General features: G+C 59.1%; 23 protein-coding genes. 8 read left to right on the top strand and 15 right to left on the bottom strand.

Annotated elements, in window-relative coordinates; all coding sequences use genetic code 11:
* From WAW39_RS24260 to mntR, 6 genes are all read right to left on the bottom strand, one after another.
* The coding region (locus WAW39_RS24260; protein WP_422321742.1) for an efflux RND transporter permease subunit at positions 1–2,938 on the bottom strand (2,938 nt) is incomplete at its 3' end.
* 5 nt (positions 2,939–2,943) lie between these two features.
* The gene (locus WAW39_RS24255) at positions 2,944–4,119 is read right to left on the bottom strand and encodes an efflux RND transporter periplasmic adaptor subunit (protein WP_422321741.1); all 1,176 of its coding nucleotides are present in this window, start codon (positions 4,117–4,119) and stop codon (positions 2,944–2,946) included.
* Positions 4,120–4,131: 12 nt separating this feature from the next.
* Entirely contained in the window at positions 4,132–5,478 is a 1,347-nt protein-coding gene (locus WAW39_RS24250) for a TolC family protein (protein ID WP_422321740.1), read from the bottom strand.
* A 331-nt stretch (positions 5,479–5,809) separates the two neighbouring features.
* Positions 5,810–6,298: a hypothetical protein gene (locus WAW39_RS24245; RefSeq protein ID WP_422321739.1), complete on the bottom strand. Its 489-nt coding sequence runs from the start codon at positions 6,296–6,298 to the stop codon at positions 5,810–5,812.
* Positions 6,299–6,513: 215 nt separating this feature from the next.
* Positions 6,514–6,903 (bottom strand): hypothetical protein, encoded by a 390-nt coding sequence (locus WAW39_RS24240; RefSeq protein ID WP_422321738.1) that lies wholly within the window; start codon positions 6,901–6,903, stop codon positions 6,514–6,516.
* Between the two features lie 32 nt (positions 6,904–6,935).
* Positions 6,936–7,385, bottom strand: coding sequence for a transcriptional regulator MntR (mntR, locus tag WAW39_RS24235; protein WP_397380837.1), 450 nt, complete (start codon positions 7,383–7,385; stop codon positions 6,936–6,938).
* Between the two features lie 127 nt (positions 7,386–7,512).
* Between mntR and WAW39_RS24230 the strand changes: the two genes are divergently transcribed.
* The 6 genes from WAW39_RS24230 (at position 7,513) to trpS (ending at position 12,889) form a co-directional block, all read left to right on the top strand.
* Positions 7,513–8,313 (top strand): transporter, encoded by an 801-nt coding sequence (locus tag WAW39_RS24230; protein WP_422321737.1) that lies wholly within the window; start codon positions 7,513–7,515, stop codon positions 8,311–8,313.
* Positions 8,314–8,407: 94 nt separating this feature from the next.
* Positions 8,408–9,304: a metal ABC transporter substrate-binding protein gene (locus WAW39_RS24225; RefSeq protein ID WP_422321743.1), complete on the top strand. Its 897-nt coding sequence runs from the start codon at positions 8,408–8,410 to the stop codon at positions 9,302–9,304.
* Between the two features lies 1 nt (position 9,305).
* The gene (locus WAW39_RS24220) at positions 9,306–10,214 is read left to right on the top strand and encodes a metal ABC transporter ATP-binding protein (RefSeq protein WP_422321736.1); all 909 of its coding nucleotides are present in this window, start codon (positions 9,306–9,308) and stop codon (positions 10,212–10,214) included.
* Complete coding sequence (locus WAW39_RS24215) at positions 10,211–11,059, top strand: metal ABC transporter permease (RefSeq protein WP_422321735.1); 849 nt, start codon at positions 10,211–10,213, stop codon at positions 11,057–11,059. The genes WAW39_RS24220 and WAW39_RS24215 overlap by 4 nt, the downstream gene beginning before the upstream one ends.
* Positions 11,056–11,889 (top strand): metal ABC transporter permease, encoded by an 834-nt coding sequence (locus tag WAW39_RS24210; protein ID WP_422321734.1) that lies wholly within the window; start codon positions 11,056–11,058, stop codon positions 11,887–11,889. The genes WAW39_RS24215 and WAW39_RS24210 overlap by 4 nt, the downstream gene beginning before the upstream one ends.
* A gap of 34 nt (positions 11,890–11,923) precedes the next feature.
* On the top strand, positions 11,924–12,889 hold the full coding sequence (gene trpS, locus WAW39_RS24205; RefSeq protein ID WP_422321733.1) for a tryptophan--tRNA ligase: 966 nt from the start codon (positions 11,924–11,926) through the stop codon (positions 12,887–12,889).
* A gap of 12 nt (positions 12,890–12,901) precedes the next feature.
* Here trpS and rnr read toward each other — a convergent pair whose 3' ends face one another.
* The 6 genes from rnr to prfB all read right to left on the bottom strand — a co-directional run bounded on the left by rnr (position 12,902) and on the right by prfB (position 19,847).
* Positions 12,902–15,136, bottom strand: coding sequence for a ribonuclease R (gene rnr / locus WAW39_RS24200; RefSeq protein ID WP_422321732.1), 2,235 nt, complete (start codon positions 15,134–15,136; stop codon positions 12,902–12,904).
* 50 nt (positions 15,137–15,186) lie between these two features.
* Complete coding sequence (locus WAW39_RS24195) at positions 15,187–15,723, bottom strand: YkgJ family cysteine cluster protein (protein WP_422321731.1); 537 nt, start codon at positions 15,721–15,723, stop codon at positions 15,187–15,189.
* A gap of 2 nt (positions 15,724–15,725) precedes the next feature.
* Positions 15,726–16,814 (bottom strand): glycosyltransferase family 4 protein, encoded by a 1,089-nt coding sequence (locus WAW39_RS24190; RefSeq protein WP_422321730.1) that lies wholly within the window; start codon positions 16,812–16,814, stop codon positions 15,726–15,728.
* Between the two features lie 42 nt (positions 16,815–16,856).
* Positions 16,857–17,654, bottom strand: coding sequence for an Hsp33 family molecular chaperone HslO (locus tag WAW39_RS24185; RefSeq protein WP_422321729.1), 798 nt, complete (start codon positions 17,652–17,654; stop codon positions 16,857–16,859).
* Between the two features lie 47 nt (positions 17,655–17,701).
* The gene (locus WAW39_RS24180; RefSeq protein ID WP_422321728.1) at positions 17,702–18,568 is read right to left on the bottom strand and encodes a helix-turn-helix domain-containing protein; all 867 of its coding nucleotides are present in this window, start codon (positions 18,566–18,568) and stop codon (positions 17,702–17,704) included.
* 129 nt (positions 18,569–18,697) lie between these two features.
* Positions 18,698–19,847, bottom strand: a protein-coding gene (gene prfB, locus WAW39_RS24175; protein ID WP_422321727.1) for a peptide chain release factor 2 whose coding sequence is annotated in 2 segments (ribosomal slippage) — positions 18,698–19,759 and positions 19,761–19,847 — 1,149 coding nt in all. Because the reading frame shifts where the segments join, the coding sequence is not laid out codon by codon here.
* A 48-nt stretch (positions 19,848–19,895) separates the two neighbouring features.
* Here prfB and recO point away from each other — a divergent pair.
* Together recO and WAW39_RS24165 are read left to right on the top strand one after the other, a co-directional pair.
* Positions 19,896–20,441, top strand: coding sequence for a DNA repair protein RecO (gene recO / locus WAW39_RS24170; protein ID WP_422321726.1), 546 nt, complete (start codon positions 19,896–19,898; stop codon positions 20,439–20,441).
* Positions 20,442–20,456: 15 nt separating this feature from the next.
* Entirely contained in the window at positions 20,457–20,759 is a 303-nt protein-coding gene (locus WAW39_RS24165) for a hypothetical protein (protein ID WP_422321725.1), read from the top strand.
* A gap of 8 nt (positions 20,760–20,767) precedes the next feature.
* Here WAW39_RS24165 and WAW39_RS24160 read toward each other — a convergent pair whose 3' ends face one another.
* Genes WAW39_RS24160 through WAW39_RS24150 form a run of 3 tightly spaced genes read right to left on the bottom strand, consistent with a single transcriptional unit; the run spans position 20,768 to position 22,877 of the window.
* The gene (locus tag WAW39_RS24160; RefSeq protein ID WP_422321724.1) at positions 20,768–21,292 is read right to left on the bottom strand and encodes a glutathione peroxidase; all 525 of its coding nucleotides are present in this window, start codon (positions 21,290–21,292) and stop codon (positions 20,768–20,770) included.
* A 40-nt stretch (positions 21,293–21,332) separates the two neighbouring features.
* Positions 21,333–22,052: an ABC transporter ATP-binding protein gene (locus WAW39_RS24155; protein WP_422321723.1), complete on the bottom strand. Its 720-nt coding sequence runs from the start codon at positions 22,050–22,052 to the stop codon at positions 21,333–21,335.
* 18 nt (positions 22,053–22,070) lie between these two features.
* Complete coding sequence (locus WAW39_RS24150) at positions 22,071–22,877, bottom strand: hypothetical protein (RefSeq protein ID WP_422321722.1); 807 nt, start codon at positions 22,875–22,877, stop codon at positions 22,071–22,073.

The raw sequence follows: 22,877 nt of genomic DNA, 5'->3' as shown, positions 1-22,877 counted from the left end.
GGCCCAGGGCGGCCATGGCGGCGGTCATCACGACCGGTCGCACACGGCTGATGGCGCCCTCGCGAACCGCCTCGGCCATGCGCATGCCTTCCTTGCGCAATTCACGAATGCGCTCGACCAGCAGCACCCCGTTCTGAACCGACACACCAAAAAGAGCGATGAAACCTACAAGGGCAGAAACGGACATCGCGAGCCCCGCCAGCGGTAGTACGAGAATCCCACCCACCGCAGCAAAGGGAACATTGAGCAGGATCAGAGTGGCGAGCTTCGCGGAGTCAAAGGCGGTGAACAGCAGGAAGAAAATGGCAACGAGTGTGATGGGCACGACCAGAATCAGGCGTTTGACTGCGCGCTGCTGGTTTTCAAAGGCACCGGTCCATTCCAGGCGAAATCCTTTGGGCAGGACAACCTGAGCATTGACCTTCTGCTGCGCTTCCGCCACCAGCGTTCCCAGATCGCGCCCGCGTACTGCGAGCTTCACAGCGGTCAAACGAGCGTTTTCTTCGCGATAGATGCGGGCAAAGCCAGGCTTCACATCCACAGAAGCCAGCGCTCCAAGCGTGAGCCGTTCGCCATCGGATCCGGAAACAGGAATGCGCCGGATGCCGTCAATGCTGGCCACGGAGCGAGGGATCATTTTGACCACGAGATCAAAGGTGCGCTCACCTTCGAGCACCTTGGTGGCGACGGAACCGCCCATGGACGTCTCGATCACAGACTGCACATCCGTCATCGACAACCCGGCGCGGGAGATGGCGGATCGGTCCACGGCGATCTGCACCTGAGGCTGTCCCATGAGCCGATCGGTGCCGACATCAGCAGCTCCCGGAACGGTGTTGAGAATGTCCACGATTTGATCGGCAAGCTGCTGGAGCTTCTCGGGTTCATCCCCGAAGATTTTCACACTCAGCTCGGATTTCACGCCGGAAATGGCTTCATTGACGTTGTCCTCGATGATCTGGCTGAACTGAAACTGCACGCCAGGCACTTCGATGTTGAGCTTGGCCTTCATGGCCTTGACGAGGCCGTCCCGATCCTTGGCGGTCTTCCATTCCTCGCGCGGATAAAGATCCACGGAAGTTTCACTGACATCAAAGCCATTGACGTCAGTGCCATCGTCCGGCCTGCCATTCTGCGTGATGATGGATTTGGATTCCGGGAAGGAGGCCAGCACACCACGGAGGCGCCGCATGATCTGGGCGGACTCGGAGGGCGAGATGGTCTGCGGCAGGAAAGAGCGGATATAGAGGGAGCCTTCGTCCAGCTTTGGCAGGAACTCCGTACCCGTGTGAGAGGAAACAACTCCCGCAACGGCCAGCATGACCACACCGCTGAGAACGACCATGCGACCATGCTTGAGCGCCCAGCCAAGCGACGGGCGGTAAATGCGCAGGAGGATGCGCACGAGCCAGGACTCATTCTCTCCGGGTCCTTTCTTGAGCGCGTAACTGGCCAGCAGCGGCACAATGGTCAGAGCCAGAATGGTTCCAGCTATCAGAGCAAAGGTCAGCGTGAGAGCCATCGGCTTGAAGATTTTCCCTTCCACCCGCTGCATGGTGTAGAGCGGCAGAAAAGCCGTGAGGAGGATGGCTTTGGAAAAGAGGATGGGGCGTCCCATCTGCCCCACGGCCTTGGGCAGCAGTTTGAAGAGGGACTCTTTTTTATCCCGCCGCTCATGCATCATGCGCAGCAGATCCTCGATCACCACCACGGCGGAGTCCACGATGATGCCGAAGTCGATGGCCCCCATGGAAATGAGGTTGGCAGGAATGCCGCGCAGATCCAGCATGAGGAAGGCGCCCAGCAACGACAGCGGCACCACAGCCGCCACCACGAGCGCGGAGCGGATGTTTCCCAGACCGAGAAACATGATGAGGACAAGCAGCACGAGCCCGATGCCGTCAGCCATGTTTTTATGCACGGTGTGCAGAGTGCGGTTGATGAGATTGGTGCGGTCGTAGTGCATGTGGATATGCACTCCGGCAGGCAGAAACTTGGTGTTGATGATGTCGATCTTTGCCCGCACCCCTTCGAGCACATCCATGGCGTTTTCCCCTTTGCGGAGCATCACAATGCCTTCGATGGCGTCATCCAGATCAAAATGTTCGGCTGGAATGCTGCGCCCCACGCGCCCGAGGCGCAGCTGCTCGCCGATGAGCACACGACCCAGGTCTTTGACGCGAATGGGAGTGCCCCCACGTGTCTCCACAGCGATCAAGCCGATGTCTTCAAGCGACTGCACAAAGCCGAGACCACGAACAATGAACATTTCCGGCCCGTGCTCGATGTAGGCGCCGCCCGCATTTTTGTTTCCAGCTGAAAGCGCATCAAGCACCTGACGCAGCGAAATGTCATACGACAGCAGCTTCATGGGGTCGATCAGCACCTGATACTGCTTGGTGGCTCCGCCGAAACCGATGACATCCACGACCCCGGAAACCGTACGCAGCTGGCGCTCCACGATCCAGTCCTGCACGGCGCGCAACTCGGTGGAGGGCATGCTCTTCGGTGCATCCAGCGTGTAACGGTAAATCTCCCCCACGGGCGTGGTGTCTGGCGAGAGGCGTGCGTCCGCATCCGGCGGCAGACTGACGCTGGAAAGCAGCTGGAAAGCCATGTTCCGGCAGTAGGCGCGGTCGGCATCATCTTCGAAAACGATGGTGACCTGCGAGAGACCGAAGAGCGAAACCGAGCGGATGGATGACCGCTTGGGAATGCTGTTCATGGCATTCTCGATGGGCACCGTCACCAGGCGCTCCACCTCTTCGGCGGCACGCCCCGGCAGCAGCGTGATGATCTGCACTGATACATTGGTGACATCTGGATAAGCCTCCACCGGCAGGCGGTTGAAGGCCAGCGCACCGGCGAGCACAAAAAGCACCATCAGCGCAAAGGCGATGGGCCGGTGTTTAAGAACGTATTTGGTGAGCGTGCCCATGACGTTTAGTGTTCGGACTTCTCTGCGCCGGAGTTTGCGGTGCTGGTGTTGGCATCAAGCAGACTCTCCAAAACGAGAGCCCCTTCTGAGACCACCGCTTCGTTGGCATTGAGTCCTTTGCTGACGAAGACATGCCCGGCATCTTCCGCAGCGGTGGTGATCTGATGCATTTCAAAAGTGGTCTCTGAAGCACGCACAAACACGCAGGCTTTGCCCTCCCGCAAGAAGACGGCCTTGATCGGCACCTGCGGCATCTTGGGTACGTGCGTGATGACATTCACATCCACGTACATTTGCGCCTTGAGCAGTTTCTCCGGATTGGACACCATGCCTTTGGCCACCACGGTGCGTGTTTCTGGATTCAGCGACTGCCCGATCACCGTGAGCGCTCCCGGAAAAACCCGGTCGCCATATGCCCGGGAACGAATCTCCAGCTTTTGCCCCACCTGCAGGTTCGACAAATCCTGCTCGCTGACATCCAGATGAACCCACAACGATTCAGGATCTGAGATGATGAACAACGGAGCAGCCACCACGGCCATGCCCGCCAGCATCTGATCAGATCTCACCTCCTGCCCGGGCTGCACATTGCGATCCACAATGACTCCGTCCATGGGCGCCTTGAGTGCAAACGCGCCGTTCACATCTCCGCCGCGCCCGCCCCAGACGGCCAGGCGCTCCACGGCACGATCACGCTCTGATTGAGCGTCATCAAAAGCGTTCTGAGCCGTATCCAGTTCTTTCTGAGGCAGCACGCCCTGCTTCAGCAAATCCCGGGTGCGCTCCAGCACTCTTTTGGCCAGTGCCAGGTCCGCCTCAGACTTCACAGCATCTGCCTGGGCCTGGCCAAAATCCGGCGATGTGATGCGGGCCAGTTCATCCCCCACTTTCACCTTCTGCCCACGCGCACCTTTGATGCTGGCCACACGCCCGGCCAGAGGAGAGAAGACATTCGTGGTGACGTCCTCGTTCCACACCAGCTTGCCGGTCAGGTGCAGGATCACCGTGTCATTCTCCTTCGCCGGCTGAACTCCGATCGACTTCAGCTGGGGATCACCCGCCGTGAAAATCAGATGGGTCTTTTCCACTTTGACTGGAAACGGATCTATCTCAACGACCGGAGCCGGTTTGCAGGACGCCAGCAGCAGCGCCAGAAGCCATGAATATTTGATGATTTGCATGAGTGAGTGGGTTCAGAAGTGGATGATCCAGATGCCGGCGGCGCGATGCAGTTCAATGACCGCCCGGGCATGATCGCTTTGTGCGTCGTAAAAACTCTGCCAGACCTCGTTGGCCTTGCGCTGGGCATCCAGCAGCTCCAGCAGCGATGAGCCGCCGCGCTTGTAGCTGACCACGCGCTTTTCCAAAGCGGCATCGACATCCTTCAAGACGCCGCCTTGATAAAGATCCACACGCTCACGGGCGGTGGTATAGAGGGAAAGAGCCCGGCGCACATCCACTCCTGCCTGAACTTCTGCAGCATCCAGATCCAGCTGAGACTGGCTTGCCTGAGCCTGCGCAGTGGCGATGCCGGCCTTGTTCCGGTTCCAAATCGGAAGGGGCAGAGAGAACTGCAATCCCATCATGTTGTAGTTTGGCTGGGGAGAGGTGGTGTTGCCCGAGTAGGTGCTGTTGGTCCATCCCACGCCCACAGTCAGGTCGGGAACTCGATTCGCTTTTTCCAGCTTGATGTTTTCGCCCGACGCATCACGCCGATGGCGCATGGCCACGAGGTCCGGGCGATTGCGGATGGCGCTGGAAAGCAGTTTGAAGAGATCCGTGCTTTGCGGTGTGACCTCCAAGGTCCCCACGGGCTGCCAGTGAGTGCTGGAAAACTGCGGCCCCAGAAAGGCATTGAGGCCAAGTTCAGCGTTTGTGGCCTGGGCCTGAGCATTGAGGAGCTCGGCCTCATACTGGCGGACTTCGACACGTGTCTGCAACAGATCCACGTCACTGATGTCTCCCGCCTTCTGGCGCTCCTGCTGAGCCTGCAGCAGGTCCCGCAGCAGGGAAGCGGTGCGCTGATACTGGGAAGCCACCCGGCCCATGGCAATGGCGTCTGCATAGGCACCCGAGGCATCCAGCCGCAGATTCTGCAGGAAGCTCTGCAGATTGGAGGCCACCGCCGCATAGTTCTTCCGGGCCACCAGCTGCCGTTCGCGCCGCTTGCCGCCGAGTTCGATGGTTTGTGAGATGTACCCATTGTAAAAACCCGGGAGCTTTTGCCCACCGCTGTTGGAGACATCCCGCATGTTGCCGATTTGCAGCACCGGGTTTTGAAAAACCTTCGAGGCCATGATCTGAGCCTCGGCGATCGACACATTGTAGCGCTGTGACGCATAACCGAGGTTTGAGGCAGCCACTTTGGCCAGGTAATCCTCCAGCTTGATCGGCGTCAGCCGGGAGGTGGACTTGGTCAGTTCGGCCAGGCGTTCAGCGGACGGCCCCTCGGCCTCCTCTGGCATGGCTGTGGGATTCGCAGCAATCGCCTGGATTTCCAGGCCCAGCGTCAAGAGCAGAAGGTAAAGACAGGTTTTCATGGAAGATGGACTCATCAATGACATTTGGGGAGGAAGTTTCGATTCATTCGATGCTGCGCCATGCGTGGCGGCATTCTGCCAATTAAGGCCCTGTGGTGGATGAATGATCCGGTTGTGTTAACTGACGGAGTTTGGCGGGACCCGAATGATCAATGACTGAAAATCGAGGATGGCTTTTCGGGAAAGGTATCGTGAAAAAAGACACTGCCTCACCGTGCACTCAAAGAGTCGGTGCAAAACTGCCACGCATCAGATGGCGGCAGTTTTGACAGCGGACAGTTTGCCTTAAGTTCTTAAAATGGCGGGCTCGATCAACCTCGGATCCAAAGGGTTACTTGAGCTGCTGCTTCCGCAATGCCTCGTTGCTCCAGATCTCCCCGAGAACAGCATCTCCACTCACCACCTGCACATGAAAGCCGTGGTAACGATGTCCGGCCTCCTCGACTGTGATGGAAGACCTGCCTTTGCGCTCCGAATGCATGGGGGTGAAAACAAAGGCCACCTTGGGAGTGGTGAGGTCCGCATACCTGCCGTTGGCATCCACGCTGATTTGGATATCACCGGACTTCTCGACCACGATGCTGTCCGCACCGCGCCGAAGATTGGCGGCAAACAAGGTCCATTTCAGCGTCGCTCCTTCCAGCTTGATGCCGGAGGGGTTGGTGACACGCACATTGAGCCAGTAAGCACGTGTGACTTCGGCTTTTTTCTTGTCGGCGGTTTTGTTTTCGCTGGCAGATTTAACGTTGAGCATGACCGAACCGGCAGACGCAACGCCGGTAAGAAGCAGGCTGAAAAAAATGGAAAGAAGAGTGTTCATTATCAATGAAATTGGAAGACATGATCTCGTGAGAAAAAGCAACTTCGGCATGGACTGACAGAGACCGAATCGGTCCAGCCGTGATGTAAGAATGGAAGCTGGGGCAAAGCACCTGCTCACCAGCTGTGTATAGCAAACCCCGTGCCTGTTTACGGCATTCCCGCTGCGTGTTCAGAGCATTCCTTGGACATGCTCAGCAGCACTTTCTCCCATCATCAACAGCATTCCCGGCACAACCACCGGTGCAGGCGGACACCTGAGCAGACTTTTAAGGTTGCAGCTTCTTCGAGCGACAAAACCAAGTCTGTCTTCTGGCATTGAGCCATGAAATTCAGTCCTGCCAAAATGAATGAATCGCATTCAGTGAAGGAAGGCTCGCGCACTGCGCCCTGCTTCACTTCAGCATCATCGTCATCCAAAACACAGGCAAGGTGAGATGGATCCTTCACCACCGGGGCGCCATGCATTGAACACAACTCCACGCCCAGCGTCAGCAGGACCAAGATGGAGGAGATGTACAAGTACCAGCGCATTATGGGATCGAATCCATGATTAAACGCAAAGTTGTCATGGTGGCTATCACAAGCTTGTAATTTTTTCTTCACCGGCCGCAAGATAATCCTTTAAGCGACGCCGGTCAGGTCAGGCCTGCCAGCTTGCGCCTCAGTTTGCGCATCAAGACTGCATTGCCTTCCAACTCCTCCATCAGCAAGGTCAGCACGTCCAGCGTCTGGCGGCTGATGTGGTGCTCCATGCCCTCCACATCCTCGTGAACGGTTTGCGGATCGAGTCCAAAACCTGCCAGCAGGCGCGTCAAAACCTCGTGCCGCCGCGCGATCTCGGCCCCCACCTTGCGCCCCTCATCGGTCAAAACCACCCCGCGGTACCGCTCATAGACCACAAAACCCTCGGCATCGAGCTTCTGGATCATGTTGGTCACGCTGGCCTGTGAGATCCCCAGATTCTTGGCGATGTCCACCACGCGGGCGTACCCCTTCCCCTCGATCAGATTGTGGATCTGCTCGAGATAATCTTCGATGGCGGGAGAGTGAACATGCGCAGTGGGTTCTTGGCGCTTGGCAGGCATTGCTGAATTTTAGCCGGGGCGTCGGCGGAGGCAAAGCGAATCATTTCGCCGGAAAATGTTAGCCCAGGCTAAAATTAACACTTGTGCTTTTCTCAGCCTGATGTTTTTAGCCCGGACTAACATTCTAATGCGCGCATATCTCACTTTATTCACATGCCTGGCAATTCCCTCGGCCGCCCTTTACGCAGCTGAGCAGCAGCCGGTGCGCCCGCTGAGCACTGACCGCCCGGACCAGACGGAATCCGCCCACACCGTGCCGAAAGGCTGGTTTCAAGTCGAAAGCAACCTGGTCTCCTTCAGCCGCACTTATGGAGCAAGTGAGCAGGCCCAGGACACCTCCCTGTGCGATTTCATCTTCAAATACGGCATCACACATAACACGGACCTGCAGATCGGCTGGGCTCCGCGTCTGCTTCATCGGGAAAAGGATGCCGACGGCTTCCTGACGGACAAAAACAGCGGCAGCGGGGACATTTACCTGCGCATGAAGACCGGTCTGGTGGGCAATGATGATGGCCCTTACGCCCTGGCCATGCTGCCCTGGGTGAAGGTGCCCACCGCCACCACAGGATTCGGCAACAACGCCTGGGAGTACGGTCTCACCATCAATCAGGAGCTCGACATCGGCGGCGGCTGGGCACTCGGCTCCAGCATCTTCCTGGCCATGGCGGTGACGGATGAGCGGCAGCGCTATTTCGAGCCCGGCTTCACCCTCGCGATTGGACGTGACCTGACCGAGAAGCTGGCCTTTTACGTTGAGACCTACCAAGGCTGGCTTAATAGCGAAGAACGTTACTTGCAGTCCTCGTTCGACGGAGGCCTCACCTACCTTGTCACCCCAGACCTGAAGTTCGATGTTGGGATGAACTGGTTCTTCAATGGCAATCAAACGCTGAATCCCTTTGTGGGCGTCTCTTTCCGCTTCTAATTTTATCCCCATACCCATGGAAAACACCCCCGAAACTGGCTGGCGCTCACACATAGGAGGCTCGTTGCCAGAAGTCTTCCGCGCCGTCGCTGCCATGAAAAAGCCAGCTCTGCTGCTCCTCCTCGGCACTCTTGTGGCATGCGGCCCCTCCCCTGAAAAGGTCAGGTCCGGGCCGAAACGCATTCTCACGACCTTCACGATCATTCAGGACATGGCGCAGAATGTCGCCGGAACGGCGGCCATCGTGGAGTCCATCACGAAACCGGGCGCTGAGATTCACGACTATGAACCGACGCCGCTTGACCTCGTCAAAGCGCAGAACGCCGATCTCGTGCTTTGGAACGGACTGGGCCTGGAGCGCTGGTTTGAAAAGTTCCTCCAGCAGGTGAGGGATGTTCCCAGCGTGGTGCTTACAGAGGGCATCGAGCCGATGGGAATTGCGGAAGGCCCCTACACCGGCAAGCCCAACCCGCATTCCTGGATGTCTCCGGCCAACGCTGTCATCTACGTCGAAAACATCCGCAAAGCGCTGGTGAAACTCGATCCGGCCAACGAAGCGACCTACACGAAGAACGCCGCCGCCTACACCGCCGAACTCCGCGCCGTGGATGAGCCTGTGCGCAAAGCCCTGGAGGCAATCCCGGAGGAACAGCGCTGGCTGGTGAGTTGTGAAGGCGCCTTTTCCTATCTGACGCGCAACTACGGCATGAAGGAACTTTTTTTGTGGCCCATCAATGCGGACCAGGAAGGCACGCCGCAGCAGGTGCGAAAGGTCATCGACACCGTGCGGGCAAGCAAAATCCCGGTGGTTTTCTCGGAAAGCACCATCAGCGACAAGGCCATGCTGCAGGTGGCAAAGGAAACGGGTGCGCGTTACGGCGGTGTGCTATATGTGGACTCGCTCACCAGCGACGACGGCCCCGCGCCGACGTTTTTGAAGCTTCTGCAATACAACGCCAACATCATCGTGAAGGCGTTCGCTCAACCCTGACATGCCCGCCGCCCTCCCTCCGCTCGCAATTGAAGTCACAGATGTCACCGTGGCCTATGCAAACGGCCACGTGGCCCTGAACAACGCCACGTTCACCCTCGGAGCAGGCACCATCTGCGCCCTCGTCGGAGTCAATGGCAGCGGCAAAAGCACCTTGTTCAAGGCCATCATGGGATTCCTGCGGCCTGCCAAAGGCGAAGTGCGCATCGCGGGTCGGAGCGTGGAGGAATCGCGCAAGCAAAAACTCGTCGCCTACGTGCCGCAGGCGGAGGAGGTGGACTGGACTTTCCCCGTCAGCGTCTGGGACGTGGTGATGATGGGGCGCTACGGGCACATGAATTTCCTGCGCATCCCGCGGATGGAGGACAAGCGCGTGGCAGAGGAATGCCTGGAACGCGTGGGGATGAGCGGACTCAAAGACCGCCAGATCGGCGAGCTTTCCGGCGGACAAAGGAAGCGTGTCTTCCTGGCCCGTGCGCTGGCACAAAAGGGACGCATCATGCTGCTGGACGAACCTTTCACCGGCGTGGACGTGCAGACCGAAACCGCCATCATTGAACTGCTGCGGGCCTTGCGCGAAGAGGGCCATATCATCCTCGTTTCCACCCACAACCTCGGCAGCGTTCCTGAGTTTTGCGACCAGGTGGTGCTGGTTAACCGGACAGTGCTCGCCTTCGGCCCCACCGAGATCGTGTTCACTGAAGACAACCTGACCCGCGCTTTTGGAGGTGTGCTGCGCCAGTTCCACTTTGAGCATTCCACCATCCAGGAGCATGACGGCCGCACCGTGAAGCTGCTCACTGACGACGAGCGCCCGCTCGTGTTTGGCAAGGACGGCCATCTGGAGTACACGGACCGCCAGGGACGCGAGAAACTGGTGAAGAAGCGGGAGATGGAGGTGGGCGAATGACGGAACTCCTCACGCCGTTTCAATACGAGTACATGGTGAAGGCCATTCTCGTCAGCGGCCTCATCGGCGGGGTGTGTGCGTTTTTGTCCTGCTTCATCACGCTGAAGGGATGGTCGCTGATGGGCGATGCATTGTCTCACGCGATCGTGCCCGGCGTATCGCTGGCCTGGATGCTGGGCCTGCCGTTTTCCGTCGGCGCCTTCGTCGCCGGCATTTTGGCGGCGCTGGGCATGGGCTGGGTGAAGCACAACTCGCGGCTGCGGGAAGATGCGGTGATCGGCGTGGTGTTCACCAGCTTCTTCGCCCTGGGTCTGCTGCTGCTCTCACTGTACCCGAGCAATCTCAACCTGCGCACGATCATCTTTGGCAACATTCTTGCCATCTCCGATCCGGACATCCTGCAGGTGCTCATCATCTCCGCAGGCGCCATCCTTATCCTCGGACTCAAATGGCGGGACCTGCTGCTCTACTGCTTTGATGAAGGCCACGCACGCAGCATCGGCCTGAACACGCGCTTCTTGCACTTCCTGCTGCTCGCGCTGCTCTCCGCCACTGCGGTCGCAGCCTTGCAGACGGTGGGCGCGTGCCTCGTCGTCGCCATGCTCGTCACTCCCGGGGCCACGGCCTATCTGCTCACCGACCGCTTTGGCAGAATGCTCGGCATCGCCACCCTCACCGGTGTCTTGTGCGGCGTGGTGGGCGCGTATGCCAGCTACTTCCTGAACGGATCCACCGGTGGCTGCATCGTCGTGCTGCAAACCGTCATCTTCCTCATCGCTCTCGCCTTCGCTCCAAAACACGGCCTGCTCGCGGCCCGCGCCCAACGCCGTGCCGCCTCCGCATGAACCTCCTCGCCCCGTTTCAATACAGCTTCATGAACGAGGCGATGCTCGTCGGCGCCCTCGTCGGGGCGGTTTGCGCCGTGCTCTCCTGCTACCTCGTGCTGAAAGGCTGGTCGCTGATGGGCGATGCCATCTCCCACGCCGTTTTGCCTGGCGTTGTCGGGGCCTACATGCTGGGGCTGCCGCTCGCCATCGGGGCGTTCGTCTCCGGCCTTTTCTGCGCCACCGCCACAGGCTGGATCAAATCCAACACACGCATCAAGGAGGACACAGTCATGGGCATCGTCTTCACCGGGCTGTTCGCGCTTGGTCTCGTGATGTTCACCAAGGTGGAGACCGATGCACACCTCAATCACATTCTCTTTGGCAACATCCTCGGCATTGAGCGTGGGGACATGATCCAGACGCTTGCCGCATCGCTGCTGACCCTCGCCGTCATTCTTTTCATGCGCAAAGACCTATTGTTGTTCTGTTTTGACCCTGCCCATGCTCGCGCCATCGGCCTGAACACGAACCTACTTTACTACATCCTGCTGGCCGTCCTCGCGACCACCATCGTGGCCTCGCTCCAGGCCGTCGGCATTATCCTCGTCGTGGCCATGCTCATCACCCCCGGCTGCACCGCGCGGCTGCTGACTGATCGTTTTGATCACATGCTGTGGATCGCCGCCTGTTCCTCCGTGCTCGCCAGTTGCCTCGGTGTCTATGCCAGCTACTTCATGAACGGTGCCACCGGTGCCTGCATTGTACTGGCACAGGCGGCCATGTTCGCCCTCGCCTTTGTCTTTGGCCCCAAGCACGGCCTGATCGCCGCGCGAAAACGGCTGGCTTGACGATTCCCATACGCACCGCCATATCAGCGGTCTTATGCGCATCCTTTCCGGCCTTCAACCCAGCGGCAGACTCCACATCGGCAATTTCTTTGGCATGATGGAGCCTGCACTCAAGCTGCAGCATGAAGGCGACGCCTACTACTTCATCGCCGACTACCACTCGCTCACCTCCGTCCAGGACGGCAAGGCGCTGCGCAGCTACGTCCGAGAGCTCGCCGTCGATTTCCTCGCCTGCGGCCTTGATCCGGACAAATGCGTCTTCTTCCGCCAGAGCGACGTGCCGGAGCACTGCGAGCTCTCATGGATCCTCAGCACGGTCACTCCCATGGGCCTGCTGGAGCGCTGCCACAGCTACAAGGACAAAATCGCCAACGGCATCTCCCCTTCACACGGCCTCTTTGCCTATCCGGTGCTCATGGCGGCGGACATCCTGATCTATGACAGTGATGTCGTCCCCGTGGGCAGAGATCAGAAGCAGCATGTCGAGGTCACCCGCGACATCGCCATCAAGATGAATGAAACCTTTGGTGCAGGACTCTTCAAACTACCCCAGCCGCGCATTCAGGAAACGACTGCGGTCGTCCCCGGCCTGGACGGGAAAAAGATGAGCAAGAGCTACAACAACACCATCCCGCTGTTTGAAGAACCCGGGCCGCTGAAAAAGAAGATCATGGGCATCCAGACCGACTCCACGCCGGTCGAAGCCCCCAAACCCATCGAAGGCAGCAGCATCCTCGCCCTCTACAAACTGGTGGCGTCACAGGCTGACTACGACGCCATGGTCGCCGACCACCTCAATGGCGGCGTCGGCTACGGCGATTTCAAAAAGCGCCTCCTGCAAGGCGTGACCGACTACTTCGCCCCCTTCCGCGCCCGGCGTGACGAAATCCTCGCCGACAAAGGCTACGTGGACAAAGTCCTCGCAGAAGGCGCTGAAAAAGCCCGCGCCGTCGCGCGCAAGACTCTCAGTCGTGTGCGCGATGCGGTGGGCCTGGGTTGATACCCCTTATCCTTATCGTCTCTTCTTCGGCTGCTGCGACGCACGCTTGTGGCCATGCCCAGGCTTGCGCGGCGGTGCAGAAGGCCGCTTGGGATCACGGCTTGATGGCCCACGCCGATCCTGACGTTCCGGATCGTTGGAACGCGTCGGTTTGCCACGCTGCGGCACGGGCATGAAATCCACCTGCTTCTTGATGGTGTCCACCTTGTAGATCTGCACGACGAGGTTGTCCCCGATGCTGATGACTTTGCGCGTGTGACGCCCCGTGACCTGACGCGTGGCAGGATCAAAAACATAGAAGTCATCCTGGATCGAGGAAAGCGGCACGCCACCGCTAAGGCCGAGATCCGGCACATCCACGAAGAAGCCAAAGTTCCGCACATCGGTGACGAGCGCGACATAGGGCTGCGGCTTTTTCGAGACCAGCTGCGCCTTCAGGTAGGCGTAGAGTTTGACCTCCTTGCTGTCGCGTTCCGCATCCGACGAGTTCTTCTCAGTCGTGCTGATGTGATCCGCAATCTGCTTCGCGACACCCACCTGCAGCTCCACCTTGTCGAACAAGGAGCGGTGCACCACGAGATCCGCGTAGCGACGAATCGGCGAGGTGAAATGGGTGTACTTGGTCTTGGCGAGACCGTAATGGCCGAGCGGCTCCACGGCATAACGCGCACGCATCATCGAGCGCAGGAAGCCGATCTTCAATGCAGGACCAATCGGCAGCGTGTCGAGGCGGCTGAGAAGCTTCTGCACCTCAGGCCGATGCGTGAGATTTCCGCAGGGCACGCGGTGGCTCAGCACATCTTCGCGATAGTCATTGAGCCGCTTTTCCTTGGGCGATTCGTGAACGCGATACACAGAGGGCCGGTCCAGTCCCATGAGGCGTCCTGCGACGGCCTCATTGGCCAGCAGCATGTATTCCTCAATCAACTGATGCGAGACATCGTTCTCAATGCGTTCGATGCGCAGCACCTTGCCGTGCTCGTCGAGGCGGATCTTGTTCTCCGGGAAGTCGAGATCCAGCGAGCCGTTCTTGAAGCGCAGGTGGCGCACCTTCTGCGCCATAGCATGCGCATCGTGCAGCATCTGCTCGGTCTCATTGTTCGGCGGCACCTGGATGGCGGCAAACGCCTCCTTGTAGGTGAAGCGGCGCTTTGAGCGGATCACGGCAGCATAGAATTTCGAGCTGACGACATGGCCATCTTTGGACAGCACGAACTCCACGCACTTCGTCAAACGATCCACGTTCGGCTTGAGCGAGCACAGCTCATTGCTCAGCGCCTCCGGCAGCATCGGAATCACACGATCCACAAGGTAGGTCGAGTTGCCGCGCTTCCTGGCTTCGATGTCCAGCGCACTGCCCGGCATCACATAGTGCGACACATCGGCGATGTGCACCCACAGCTGCCACTGATCTCCCTGCTTCTGAAGGCAGATGGCATCGTCAAAGTCCTTCGCATCATCCGGGTCAATGGTGATGACGTTGTGCGAACGGCAGTCAACGCGACCGGCGCACTCTTGCGCGCTCGGCTGGTTGTCAGCCCGCGACTTCGCAATGGTGTTGGCCTCGTGCAGCACGTTCTTCGGAAAGTGCAGTGGCAAATCATAATGGCGCAGCACGGAGAGCATGTCCACGCCCTCTTCATCCGGCGGACCAAGCACCTCGATGATCTCGCCCTCGGGCGCTGTCTGCTTGGATTCCCACTGGGTGATTTCCACCACCACTTTGTCGCCAACGTTGGGTTTGCGGCCCACATCGCGCGGCTCCGAGACATAAATAGCCCCGGGCAGACGCGGATCATCCGGCGTCACATGCAGGAACTGTTTCGAGCGCTGAAGGGTGCCTACGAACTGTGTCCGCTTGCGTTCCAGCACGCGCACCACGCTGCCAATTTTGTCCGCCTGCCCTGGCCTGACGTCGAGGCGCACCAGCACCCGGTCGCCATGCATGGCGGTGCCCGTGTTGCTTTCCGAGATTCCAATCTCTGTGATACCCGCCTCATCAGGCTGCACAAAGCCACGGCCGCCCCGCGTGATCTGAATCACTCCGGGCACCAGATCAGCTTCCTTCGCCACAATGTAGCGATTGCCTTTCGTGCGTACGATTTTACCCTGTTTCTCCAGGCTTTTGAGCAGGCTTTGCAATACCTGCTGTTGATTGGGCTTCATGCCCAGTTGGGAGAGAAGCTCTGGCACATTGGAGGGTATGTAATCCTCACTGCCGAGCAACCTCAGTAGTTTCTTATCCATCTTATTCTTACCTATCTAATCAAGCCACCTTCGCATGTCGAATGATTCCGTCAATGAGAATTCGGGGGCAGCCGAAACTCACGGTTCAATCGCAGCTTCAATTTTCGCATCACTTCATCCAATTCCTCCCGCACCGCGACCAGCTCTGGCTCCAGTGCTTGATTGACCGGTGTTGAAGCCACACGCTCGTAGCGCTCCACCAGCGCCAGCCCATCCTCACGCAGTCCGCTTTGTTCGATCAAGCCGCGTACTTTCTCCACCAGCGCACGCGTCTCGATGATCATATTCGTCGCCTCAGCCTCGGTGGTTTCACCGCGTTCCACACGACCCAACTGCTGGCAGTTGAACAGACGGCACCGCACGGGCCTCTTCTCATAAACGGTGCAGCGTTTCTCCCGCAGCGCGGAGCATGGCTGTTCCATGTAATACTCCCCGTCACGGCAGCGGATTTTCAGTCCCAGCTTTCCCAGTTCCGCAGGCACCTCCCCCGGCTGCATCCGCACGATCTGAAACATCGTCCCGTCACAGCACATCCCACACGCCGCACAAAGGCGCGACGCCGCAGCCGCTGAATCTTCAGTACTCATGTTCACTCACGCTTTCGAGCTGCCAATTTGAGCACTTGAATCGTGCAGTCCACATTCAGTTCCAAATCGAGCGGCAGCCGTGTTTTGACGGGCCCGGCACTGCCGCGCGCGCGCCAGTGGTTGATGCACATGCCCAGCGTCGCCAGATCGGCAGGATCATTCAAGACATGGCCGTTGATGCCGGGGTCGATCAATTCGCCGGCACCATTGAAACTCGTTGTGACCACCGGAATACCGCTGGCCAGCGCCTCGCTCACCACATTCGAGCAGGGTTCATAAATGGGCAGGAAGGTCAGCACATCAGCAGCGGCATAAGCAGCTTCCACATCATTCAGCGGTCCGGTGAGAATGACGTTCGGCGGAACCTTGCCGCGCATGCGATCCCGTGTGACGACAAGCAGTTTGAGCTGCGGATCATCGCTGCGCCCGGCCATGAACTTCAGCAGCCAGGGCAGCCCCTTGCGCTCCCAGCCGGAGCCGACAAAGACCAGCACGAAATCATTTTCTGCGAGCCCAAAGCGTTTCCGCGCCGCAGACCTCGACACGTTCTGGAAACGCTGCACATCCACCCCGTTGCGGATCGTGTGCACTCGCTCCTGCGGGAAAGAGGGAAAATGCTGCGCGATCTCTCCACGCACCATTTCAGAGTTCACGATGATGCGCTGCGTGTTTGCCGGATCAAAAGTTTGCGCCTCAAGCGCCATCATGTTGCGATGAAACGCCCCCAGCCCCACCAGCGGTCGCTTCCACCAGGGTGCGAACTGTTTGCGCCGCTGCAGCCACACGCGGTGCAAGCCGTCTCCTGCGCGATAGACATCCTGCTTCAGCGTGCGCTCCAGACTGAACACACAGTCAAACCTCTCGTGCTGCAAAGCGGCGTTCACGGCCTCCGCAAAACGCCGCGGACGCTCCGCGCGCGATCCCTCCACAGGGACACCGTGAAACTGCACGCCCGCCGCCTGCCCCTTCCATTTTTCCGCAAACAGATGCGTCTCATGCCCAGCCGCAGTCAAGGCCCCCAGCAGCCGCTGCACGTACAGCTCCGCGCCTCCGGTGGCGGAGAACTGTCGGCGGATGAGGGCGAGTTTCATGCGAGTGGCGCAAACGTCCCGTTTGCGGGCGGGACGCTTGAATTAGGACTGCTTGGACCGCCACTGCTCAAAGCTCTCCTTCGGAGTGCGAAAAACCGCACCGCAGCGCGGGCAGTGAATCTGCGCCACGCCGTCGGCAAAAATGTGGTCCAGGTCATCCTGCGGCAGGCGCATGATGATGGGCATCAGGCGCTCCACGGAGCAGCCGCATTCAAACACGTAGCCGCGAGTTTCCAGCAGGGTCAGGTGCTCGTTTGTTTCAATGGCGAGCACCTGCTCCAGCGTGAGTTCGGACAGCCATTGCTCATCGCAGTCCGGCTCGGCGGAGATTTGCACGAATTCTTCATCCTCCAGCCGGAAAAAGCGTGTGAGTCGCTGCTCGCTGGTGGTGTAAAACGTCTCCACCGCCTTCAGCATGTCATCGCCATGAAACTCGATCATGCTCTGACGCGGCGCCTGATCCGGGCGCGTCGTCTGGGAGATGAACATCGCCTCGCCCTCCTGACGCACGTCCTCGGTGAAAACCCGGCCCGCCACACGGCCAGGGCGTGAGCTGCCGGTGACAAACACGTTCGCACGCTGCGGCTCTTTGACGTGGATGGTCCACGCACAGCTTTCATCCTGCGGACGCGAGCAGAGATGCAGTGCCAGCGCAGCCAGCGCGTCCTTCAGCATTTGATCCAGCGACTCCGCATTCTGCAGGCCGTACTGCATCAGGTGCAGGTAGTAATCGAGATAGAGCGGACTGAAGCGCCCCCGTACCAGCAGCGCATTGCGCTTCCGCACGAAGTAGGAGCGGAGGTCCACCACGGAAAGATCCGGTTCAAGCATCTGACTCATGTACAGCTTATCTCACCGGATGAAAGGGGGCGCAAGTGGCGCGGGAGTCACTTCCCCGCCATGCCGCGGAATTTTTGCCGGTAGGCGCTCGGGGTCGTCCCCATCACCTCGCGGAAGCGGCGGTTGAAGTTCGCCAGGTTGCGGTAGCCGCAGTCCATGGCGATGTCCGTGATGTTTGACACATCTTCCGCCAGCATGCCGCAGGCACGTCCGATGCGCACCTCGTTCACATACTGCGGCACCGTCTTGCCCGTGCGCGAGTGGAAGAAGCGGCTGAAGGCCCCCAGACTCAGGTGCGCCAGCTTCGCCAGACGCTCACGGTCGATTTCCTCCGTCAGATGCGTGTGAATGAAGTCGATCACACGCTCCATCCGCCCCTGGTCGGCAGATTCGAGCTTGGGCTCGAAGTTGGAGCTGGCCAGCGCCTTCAAATCTTCTGAACCGGCCAGCGCATTGAGGATGGCCAGCAGTTCGATCACCCGCGCCAGCCCCTCGCTGCCCGCGAGACGTTTCATGTGCTCCGTCACCACCGCACGTGCAGCACCACGCACCTCCAGGCCGCGCGCCGCACGCTGCAGCAGCCGCTTCACCGGCTCCATCTCCGGCAGCGCCATGAAATCGCGCCCAAGAAAATCCTCGTCGAACCGCACGATGATGGCATTCACCCGCCGTGCCTTCGCGTTCACGTCCTGATGCCACACATGGGGCAGATTGGAGCCAATCAGCACGATGTCTCCGTCAGTGAGCGCGCTGATGTTGTCCCCCACCACCCGATGCCCGCGGCTCTCGATCGCCAGCGTCAGCTGATACTCCGGATGAAAATGCCAGCGCGTCCCATAGTCCAGCGCACGCACCGTCTCACAGTGGAACGACTCCCACTGACGCTTGGGGACTTTCTCGAAAACAGGCTTCATGGGGGAAAGTTGACGGTGGTTTACGATTGTTGACGGTAGTTGACCGTTGTTTGCAGCAAGCCAAACAACGAGCCCCTGACCAACAACAGTAAACCATCGTCAACCACTGTAAACCACCGTCAACTCTGGTTAGACGTCGTCGTCCTTGTCGTTGTCCCCGGCCTTCCGGCCACGCAGCTTGGCCTCCATGAAGGCATCGAGGTCACCGTCCATGACAGCCTGTACGCTGCTGGTCTTCTCGCCGGTACGATGGTCTTTGACCATCTGGTAGGGCTGGAAGACGTAGCTGCGAATCTGGCTGCCCCAGCCGATGTCGCTCTTCTCGCCATACTGGCGGTCGATCTCGGCCTGACGCTTGTCTTCCTCGATCTGGTAGAGCTTCGCCTTGAGCATCGCCATCGCTTTGGCGCGGTTCTTCGGCTGGCTGCGTTCGATCTGACAGGCCACAATGACACCGCTGGGAATGTGCGTCAGACGCACGGCGGTTTCCACCTTGTTCACGTTCTGGCCGCCTTTGCCGCCAGCACGATAGGTGTCCACGCGCAGATCTTCATCCCTCACGACAATGTCGATCTCCTCTTCGGAATCGGGCGTCACGTCGATCGAGGCAAAACTCGTGTGGCGCTTCTTCGCCGCATCAAAGGGCGAGATGCGTACGAGGCGGTGCACCCCGCGCTCGGTCTGCAGGAAGCCAAAGGCGTTTTCACCAATGATTTCGAGCGTGGCGGAGCGCGTGCCCACGTCATCCCCCGCTTCATGGTCGATGAGTTCCACCTTGTAGCCACGGCGCTGGCACCAGCGCTGGTACATGCGCATCAGCATGTCCGCCCAGTCACAGGCCTCCGTACCACCAGCACCGGAATGGATGGTGATGAACGCATTGCCACTGTCAAACGGCCCGCTGAGCAGCTGGCTCAGTTCAAAGCTGGAAACATCCGCGCTGAGCTTTTTGTGCTCCTGCTCCACCTCATGCCAGGTGTCTGTGTCACCCGCTTCTTTGGCCAGCTCGATCAGCCCGTCAAAATCCCCGGCACGCGTTTCCAGATCCTGGAGCGGTCCGATTTTCTTTTTGATGACATTCGTGCGGTCGATCAGCTTGCGCGCCGCGTTCGCGTCATCCCAGAAGCCAGGGGCCGCCATGCGGTCCTCCAGCATGGCCAGTTCGTCTTTTAATTTCGGGACGTCAAAGATACCTCCGGAGCTCCCCCAACCTTGCCTTGAGAGCCGTGGTGTCGAGGGATTGAAGGTCGGTGAGGATGGTCTTGCTGGTCTTTTCCATGCAGCGTAGATAGCGGCTTGGCGTGCGAGTTCAACGCCTTTTGTCATCATGGAAAAAACCGAGGCCATCCTCATCGGACGCACGCGCTATGCGGAGAGCAGCCTCATTGTACAATGGTGCTCGCCGGAGGCAGGCCTGTTCAAAACCATCGCCAAAGGTTCCCTGCGGCCCAAATCACCGCTCTACGGCGTGCTGGACTTGTTTGTCTCCGCCGACCTGCGCTTCGTCCGCAGCAAATCCAGCGACCTCCACACCCTGGCCGAGGCCCGCTGGACCAATCCCCGACTGGGCCTGCGCGAAAGTTACGGCCGCGTTCTCGCCGCCACCTACCTCGTCAAACTCATCACCCTCGTCGCCGAGACCGACTCTCCCATCCCCGAGATCCACGAACTCCTCGTCAAAGCCCTCGACTACCTCGCCGCGAAGGATCCCGTGCCCGCCCTTATCACTCGCTTTGAGCAGCGCCTCGCCGAAATCCTCGGCATCATCCCCGAAGGTGAAACCGGCATGGCCGCCGCCGCCATCGAAGACAGCTTTCACCGGAAACTGCCCGTGCAGCGCCGGCAGCTCGCGGATTGGATGTCGAAACATTGAACTCACCAATCAATAATGCGCCTGTTTCATTCCAAGACGCACGGCTTCGTCACCGCCATTCTGGCTTTGGCCTTTGCGGTGATCAATGCCTTTCCAGCGTATGGCCCGCCGGCCTTTCGCTACACCGGCTCGGATCCCAAACACCTTGTCTGGAATTTTGGCTGGCCATTCCCGTGGGTCATCTACGACAAATTCAATCCGCCCAACTGGTTCTCAATTTTTGGATCAGGACCTCTGTTAATCGTTCTAATCATTCAGATCGCAATCATCGGCGCCTGTCCGGTTCTGTCTTGGATGATGCGGAAAAAGGATGCATGAAATTGCTCCTACTTCAACGCCGCCTCGATCGCGGCCATCAGCTCCGATGAATCCGGTGCCACATCCGAGCCGAAGCGCTGCAACACCTTGCCGTCCTTGCTCACCAGAAACTTCTCAAAGTTCCAGCCAACTTCACCACCAGCAGCGGTTTGCAGCGCAGCATACAGCGGATGCTTGCCATCCCCCTTGATCGCCACCTTGGCAAACATCGGAAACGTCACCTTGTAGTTCAGGGAGCAGAAGCTTTTGATCTCCGCCTCGCTGCCCGGCTCCTGACCGCCGAAATCGTTGCAGGGAAAGCCCAGCACAGCCAGGCCTTTGCCGCTCATCTTTTCATGCAGCGCCTGCAGTCCGGCATACTGCGGCGTGTAGCCGCACTCGGAGGCCACATTCACAATGAGCAGCACCTTGCCCGCGTACGCCTTGAGCGTGGTGTCTTTGCCGTCGATGTCCTTGATGGCAATGTCTTGAACGTTGGTGTCAGCAGCGAGAGCCATGGAAGTCATGAGGAGGGAAAGGAGCAAGGTTTTCATGTGGAAAAAGGAACGTGGCAACTGCCACCTTGGTTTCACCTCATTCCACCATGCTCAGGAAGATGTCCTCCAGCCGCCGCCCGCGCTTTTCGTGATCACGGCGCAGCTCTTCCAAAGTGCCCAGCGCAATGAGCTTGCCGTGGTGGATGATGCCGATGCGGTCGGCCAGCTCTTCGGCGATGTTCAGCAGATGCGTGCTCATGAGCACCGTGGTGCCGGCCTGGCTGCGCTCCTTGATCTCCCGTTTCACCGTGCGCGCATGGATGGGGTCCAGACCGACCATCGGCTCATCAATGACGAAGACCTTCGGATCATGCAGCAGCGCGCTGGCGATGGCGAGGCGCTGCCGCGTGCCATGGCTGAGGTTTTCAATGCGCTGCCTTGCGTACTCATGCAGGGCAAATTTGGTGAACAGCACATCCGTCTGCGCCTCTGCATGGGGCGGATACATCTCAAACAGCTCCGCAATGAACTCCATGAACTCGGTCGACGTGAGTTTTTCGTAAAACACCGCCACGTCCGGCACATAGCCGAGCAATGACTTTGCCTGCATGGATTCCAGCTGAACATCGTGGCCGCACAGCTTCACACGCCCTGAGTCCGGCTTCATCAGCCCCGTGAGCAGCTTCATCGCGGTGGTCTTGCCAGCACCGTTCGGCCCCAGAAAGGCGAACAGTTCACCGGGCTTGATGGTGAGATTCAAGCCATCCAGCGCCCGCAGCTCGCCATAGTTCATCGTGAGGTCTTCAATCTCGATCATGCTTCAAAAGGGTTCGAATCAGTGCACGGCATCCTGCAGTCCGTGGATGGTGGGTTCCAGCAGCACGTAGTCGTCGGGAAGATCGATGCGCGCAAGCTCACCAGCCTCGGTGAAGATCATTTTGACCTCGTACATACCCATGATCGGCAGTGTCAGCACAAAGCACTTCCGCTGCCTGCCTGCGAGCATCATCATCCCCTCACGCGCCTGCAGTTTCGTGGTCTCCTTGTCATTGTGATCCGGCTGCTTGCCCGCTTTAGGCATGCCTCCCCCCAGCAGTGAGAGCATGGCCAGCGCACTATCCTGACCGGCCCCCATGCCCATGAGCAGCTTCACATCCTGCGAATTCATCAGCACACGTTCGCCCTGCTTCACCAGCACTTCGGGCGCCGGCGCTGTTTCGCTCCAGGTCAGGCGCATGCTCGCATCTCGCTGCGGGAAGCTGGCTTTGATGGCCAGGTTTTGCCAGCGCTCGCCATCGGCCAGCGTGCAGCCAAGACTCCAGCTCGCCATGATGCTGCGCACCTGGTCCTCCGGTGCCACCTGCTCCACAGCCCCATGGGCGATCAGGTCATACACGGCCTCCTGATTCGACTTGGTGCGGCGGTTCACCTGCAGATTCGCATGCCCGATTTTTTCGCGCTGATGGTAGAGATGCAGGGTGCAACCAAAGGATTCCGACTGCCGCAAAAACAAATCCATCACCATGCGCGGAGGCACGATGGCAAAGCGTGAGGCCTCGGGGAAATAGATGTCACGCACCAGCAGTCCGGACATCACCGCCCAGAAAATCACCGCCAACACTGCCGCCACACGCCAGATCAT

It is taken from the genome of Prosthecobacter sp., from assembly GCF_049294395.1.
Classification (GTDB): Bacteria; Verrucomicrobiota; Verrucomicrobiia; order Verrucomicrobiales; family Verrucomicrobiaceae; genus Prosthecobacter.
The sequence above is the reverse complement of the archived record's forward strand: the minus strand, read 5'-3'. Positions and strand labels throughout refer to the sequence as shown.

Coding starts and splice junctions, on each gene's coding strand:
- WAW39_RS24255 (WP_422321741.1), bottom strand. CDS start 4,119: ATGCAAATCATCAAATATTCATGGCTTCTGGCGCTGCTGCTGGCGTCC.
- WAW39_RS24250 (WP_422321740.1), bottom strand. CDS start 5,478: ATGAAAACCTGTCTTTACCTTCTGCTCTTGACGCTGGGCCTGGAAATC.
- WAW39_RS24245 (WP_422321739.1), bottom strand. CDS start 6,298: ATGAACACTCTTCTTTCCATTTTTTTCAGCCTGCTTCTTACCGGCGTT.
- mntR (WP_397380837.1), bottom strand. CDS start 7,385: ATGCCTGCCAAGCGCCAAGAACCCACTGCGCATGTTCACTCTCCCGCC.
- WAW39_RS24230 (WP_422321737.1), top strand. CDS start 7,513: ATGCGCGCATATCTCACTTTATTCACATGCCTGGCAATTCCCTCGGCC.
- WAW39_RS24225 (WP_422321743.1), top strand. CDS start 8,408: ATGAAAAAGCCAGCTCTGCTGCTCCTCCTCGGCACTCTTGTGGCATGC.
- WAW39_RS24220 (WP_422321736.1), top strand. CDS start 9,306: ATGCCCGCCGCCCTCCCTCCGCTCGCAATTGAAGTCACAGATGTCACC.
- WAW39_RS24215 (WP_422321735.1), top strand. CDS start 10,211: ATGACGGAACTCCTCACGCCGTTTCAATACGAGTACATGGTGAAGGCC.
- WAW39_RS24210 (WP_422321734.1), top strand. CDS start 11,056: ATGAACCTCCTCGCCCCGTTTCAATACAGCTTCATGAACGAGGCGATG.
- trpS (WP_422321733.1), top strand. CDS start 11,924: ATGCGCATCCTTTCCGGCCTTCAACCCAGCGGCAGACTCCACATCGGC.
- rnr (WP_422321732.1), bottom strand. CDS start 15,136: ATGGATAAGAAACTACTGAGGTTGCTCGGCAGTGAGGATTACATACCC.
- WAW39_RS24195 (WP_422321731.1), bottom strand. CDS start 15,723: ATGAGTACTGAAGATTCAGCGGCTGCGGCGTCGCGCCTTTGTGCGGCG.
- WAW39_RS24190 (WP_422321730.1), bottom strand. CDS start 16,814: ATGAAACTCGCCCTCATCCGCCGACAGTTCTCCGCCACCGGAGGCGCG.
- WAW39_RS24185 (WP_422321729.1), bottom strand. CDS start 17,654: ATGAGTCAGATGCTTGAACCGGATCTTTCCGTGGTGGACCTCCGCTCC.
- WAW39_RS24180 (WP_422321728.1), bottom strand. CDS start 18,568: ATGAAGCCTGTTTTCGAGAAAGTCCCCAAGCGTCAGTGGGAGTCGTTC.
- recO (WP_422321726.1), top strand. CDS start 19,896: ATGGAAAAAACCGAGGCCATCCTCATCGGACGCACGCGCTATGCGGAG.
- WAW39_RS24165 (WP_422321725.1), top strand. CDS start 20,457: ATGCGCCTGTTTCATTCCAAGACGCACGGCTTCGTCACCGCCATTCTG.
- WAW39_RS24160 (WP_422321724.1), bottom strand. CDS start 21,292: ATGAAAACCTTGCTCCTTTCCCTCCTCATGACTTCCATGGCTCTCGCT.
- WAW39_RS24155 (WP_422321723.1), bottom strand. CDS start 22,052: ATGATCGAGATTGAAGACCTCACGATGAACTATGGCGAGCTGCGGGCG.
- WAW39_RS24150 (WP_422321722.1), bottom strand. CDS start 22,877: ATGATCTGGCGTGTGGCGGCAGTGTTGGCGGTGATTTTCTGGGCGGTG.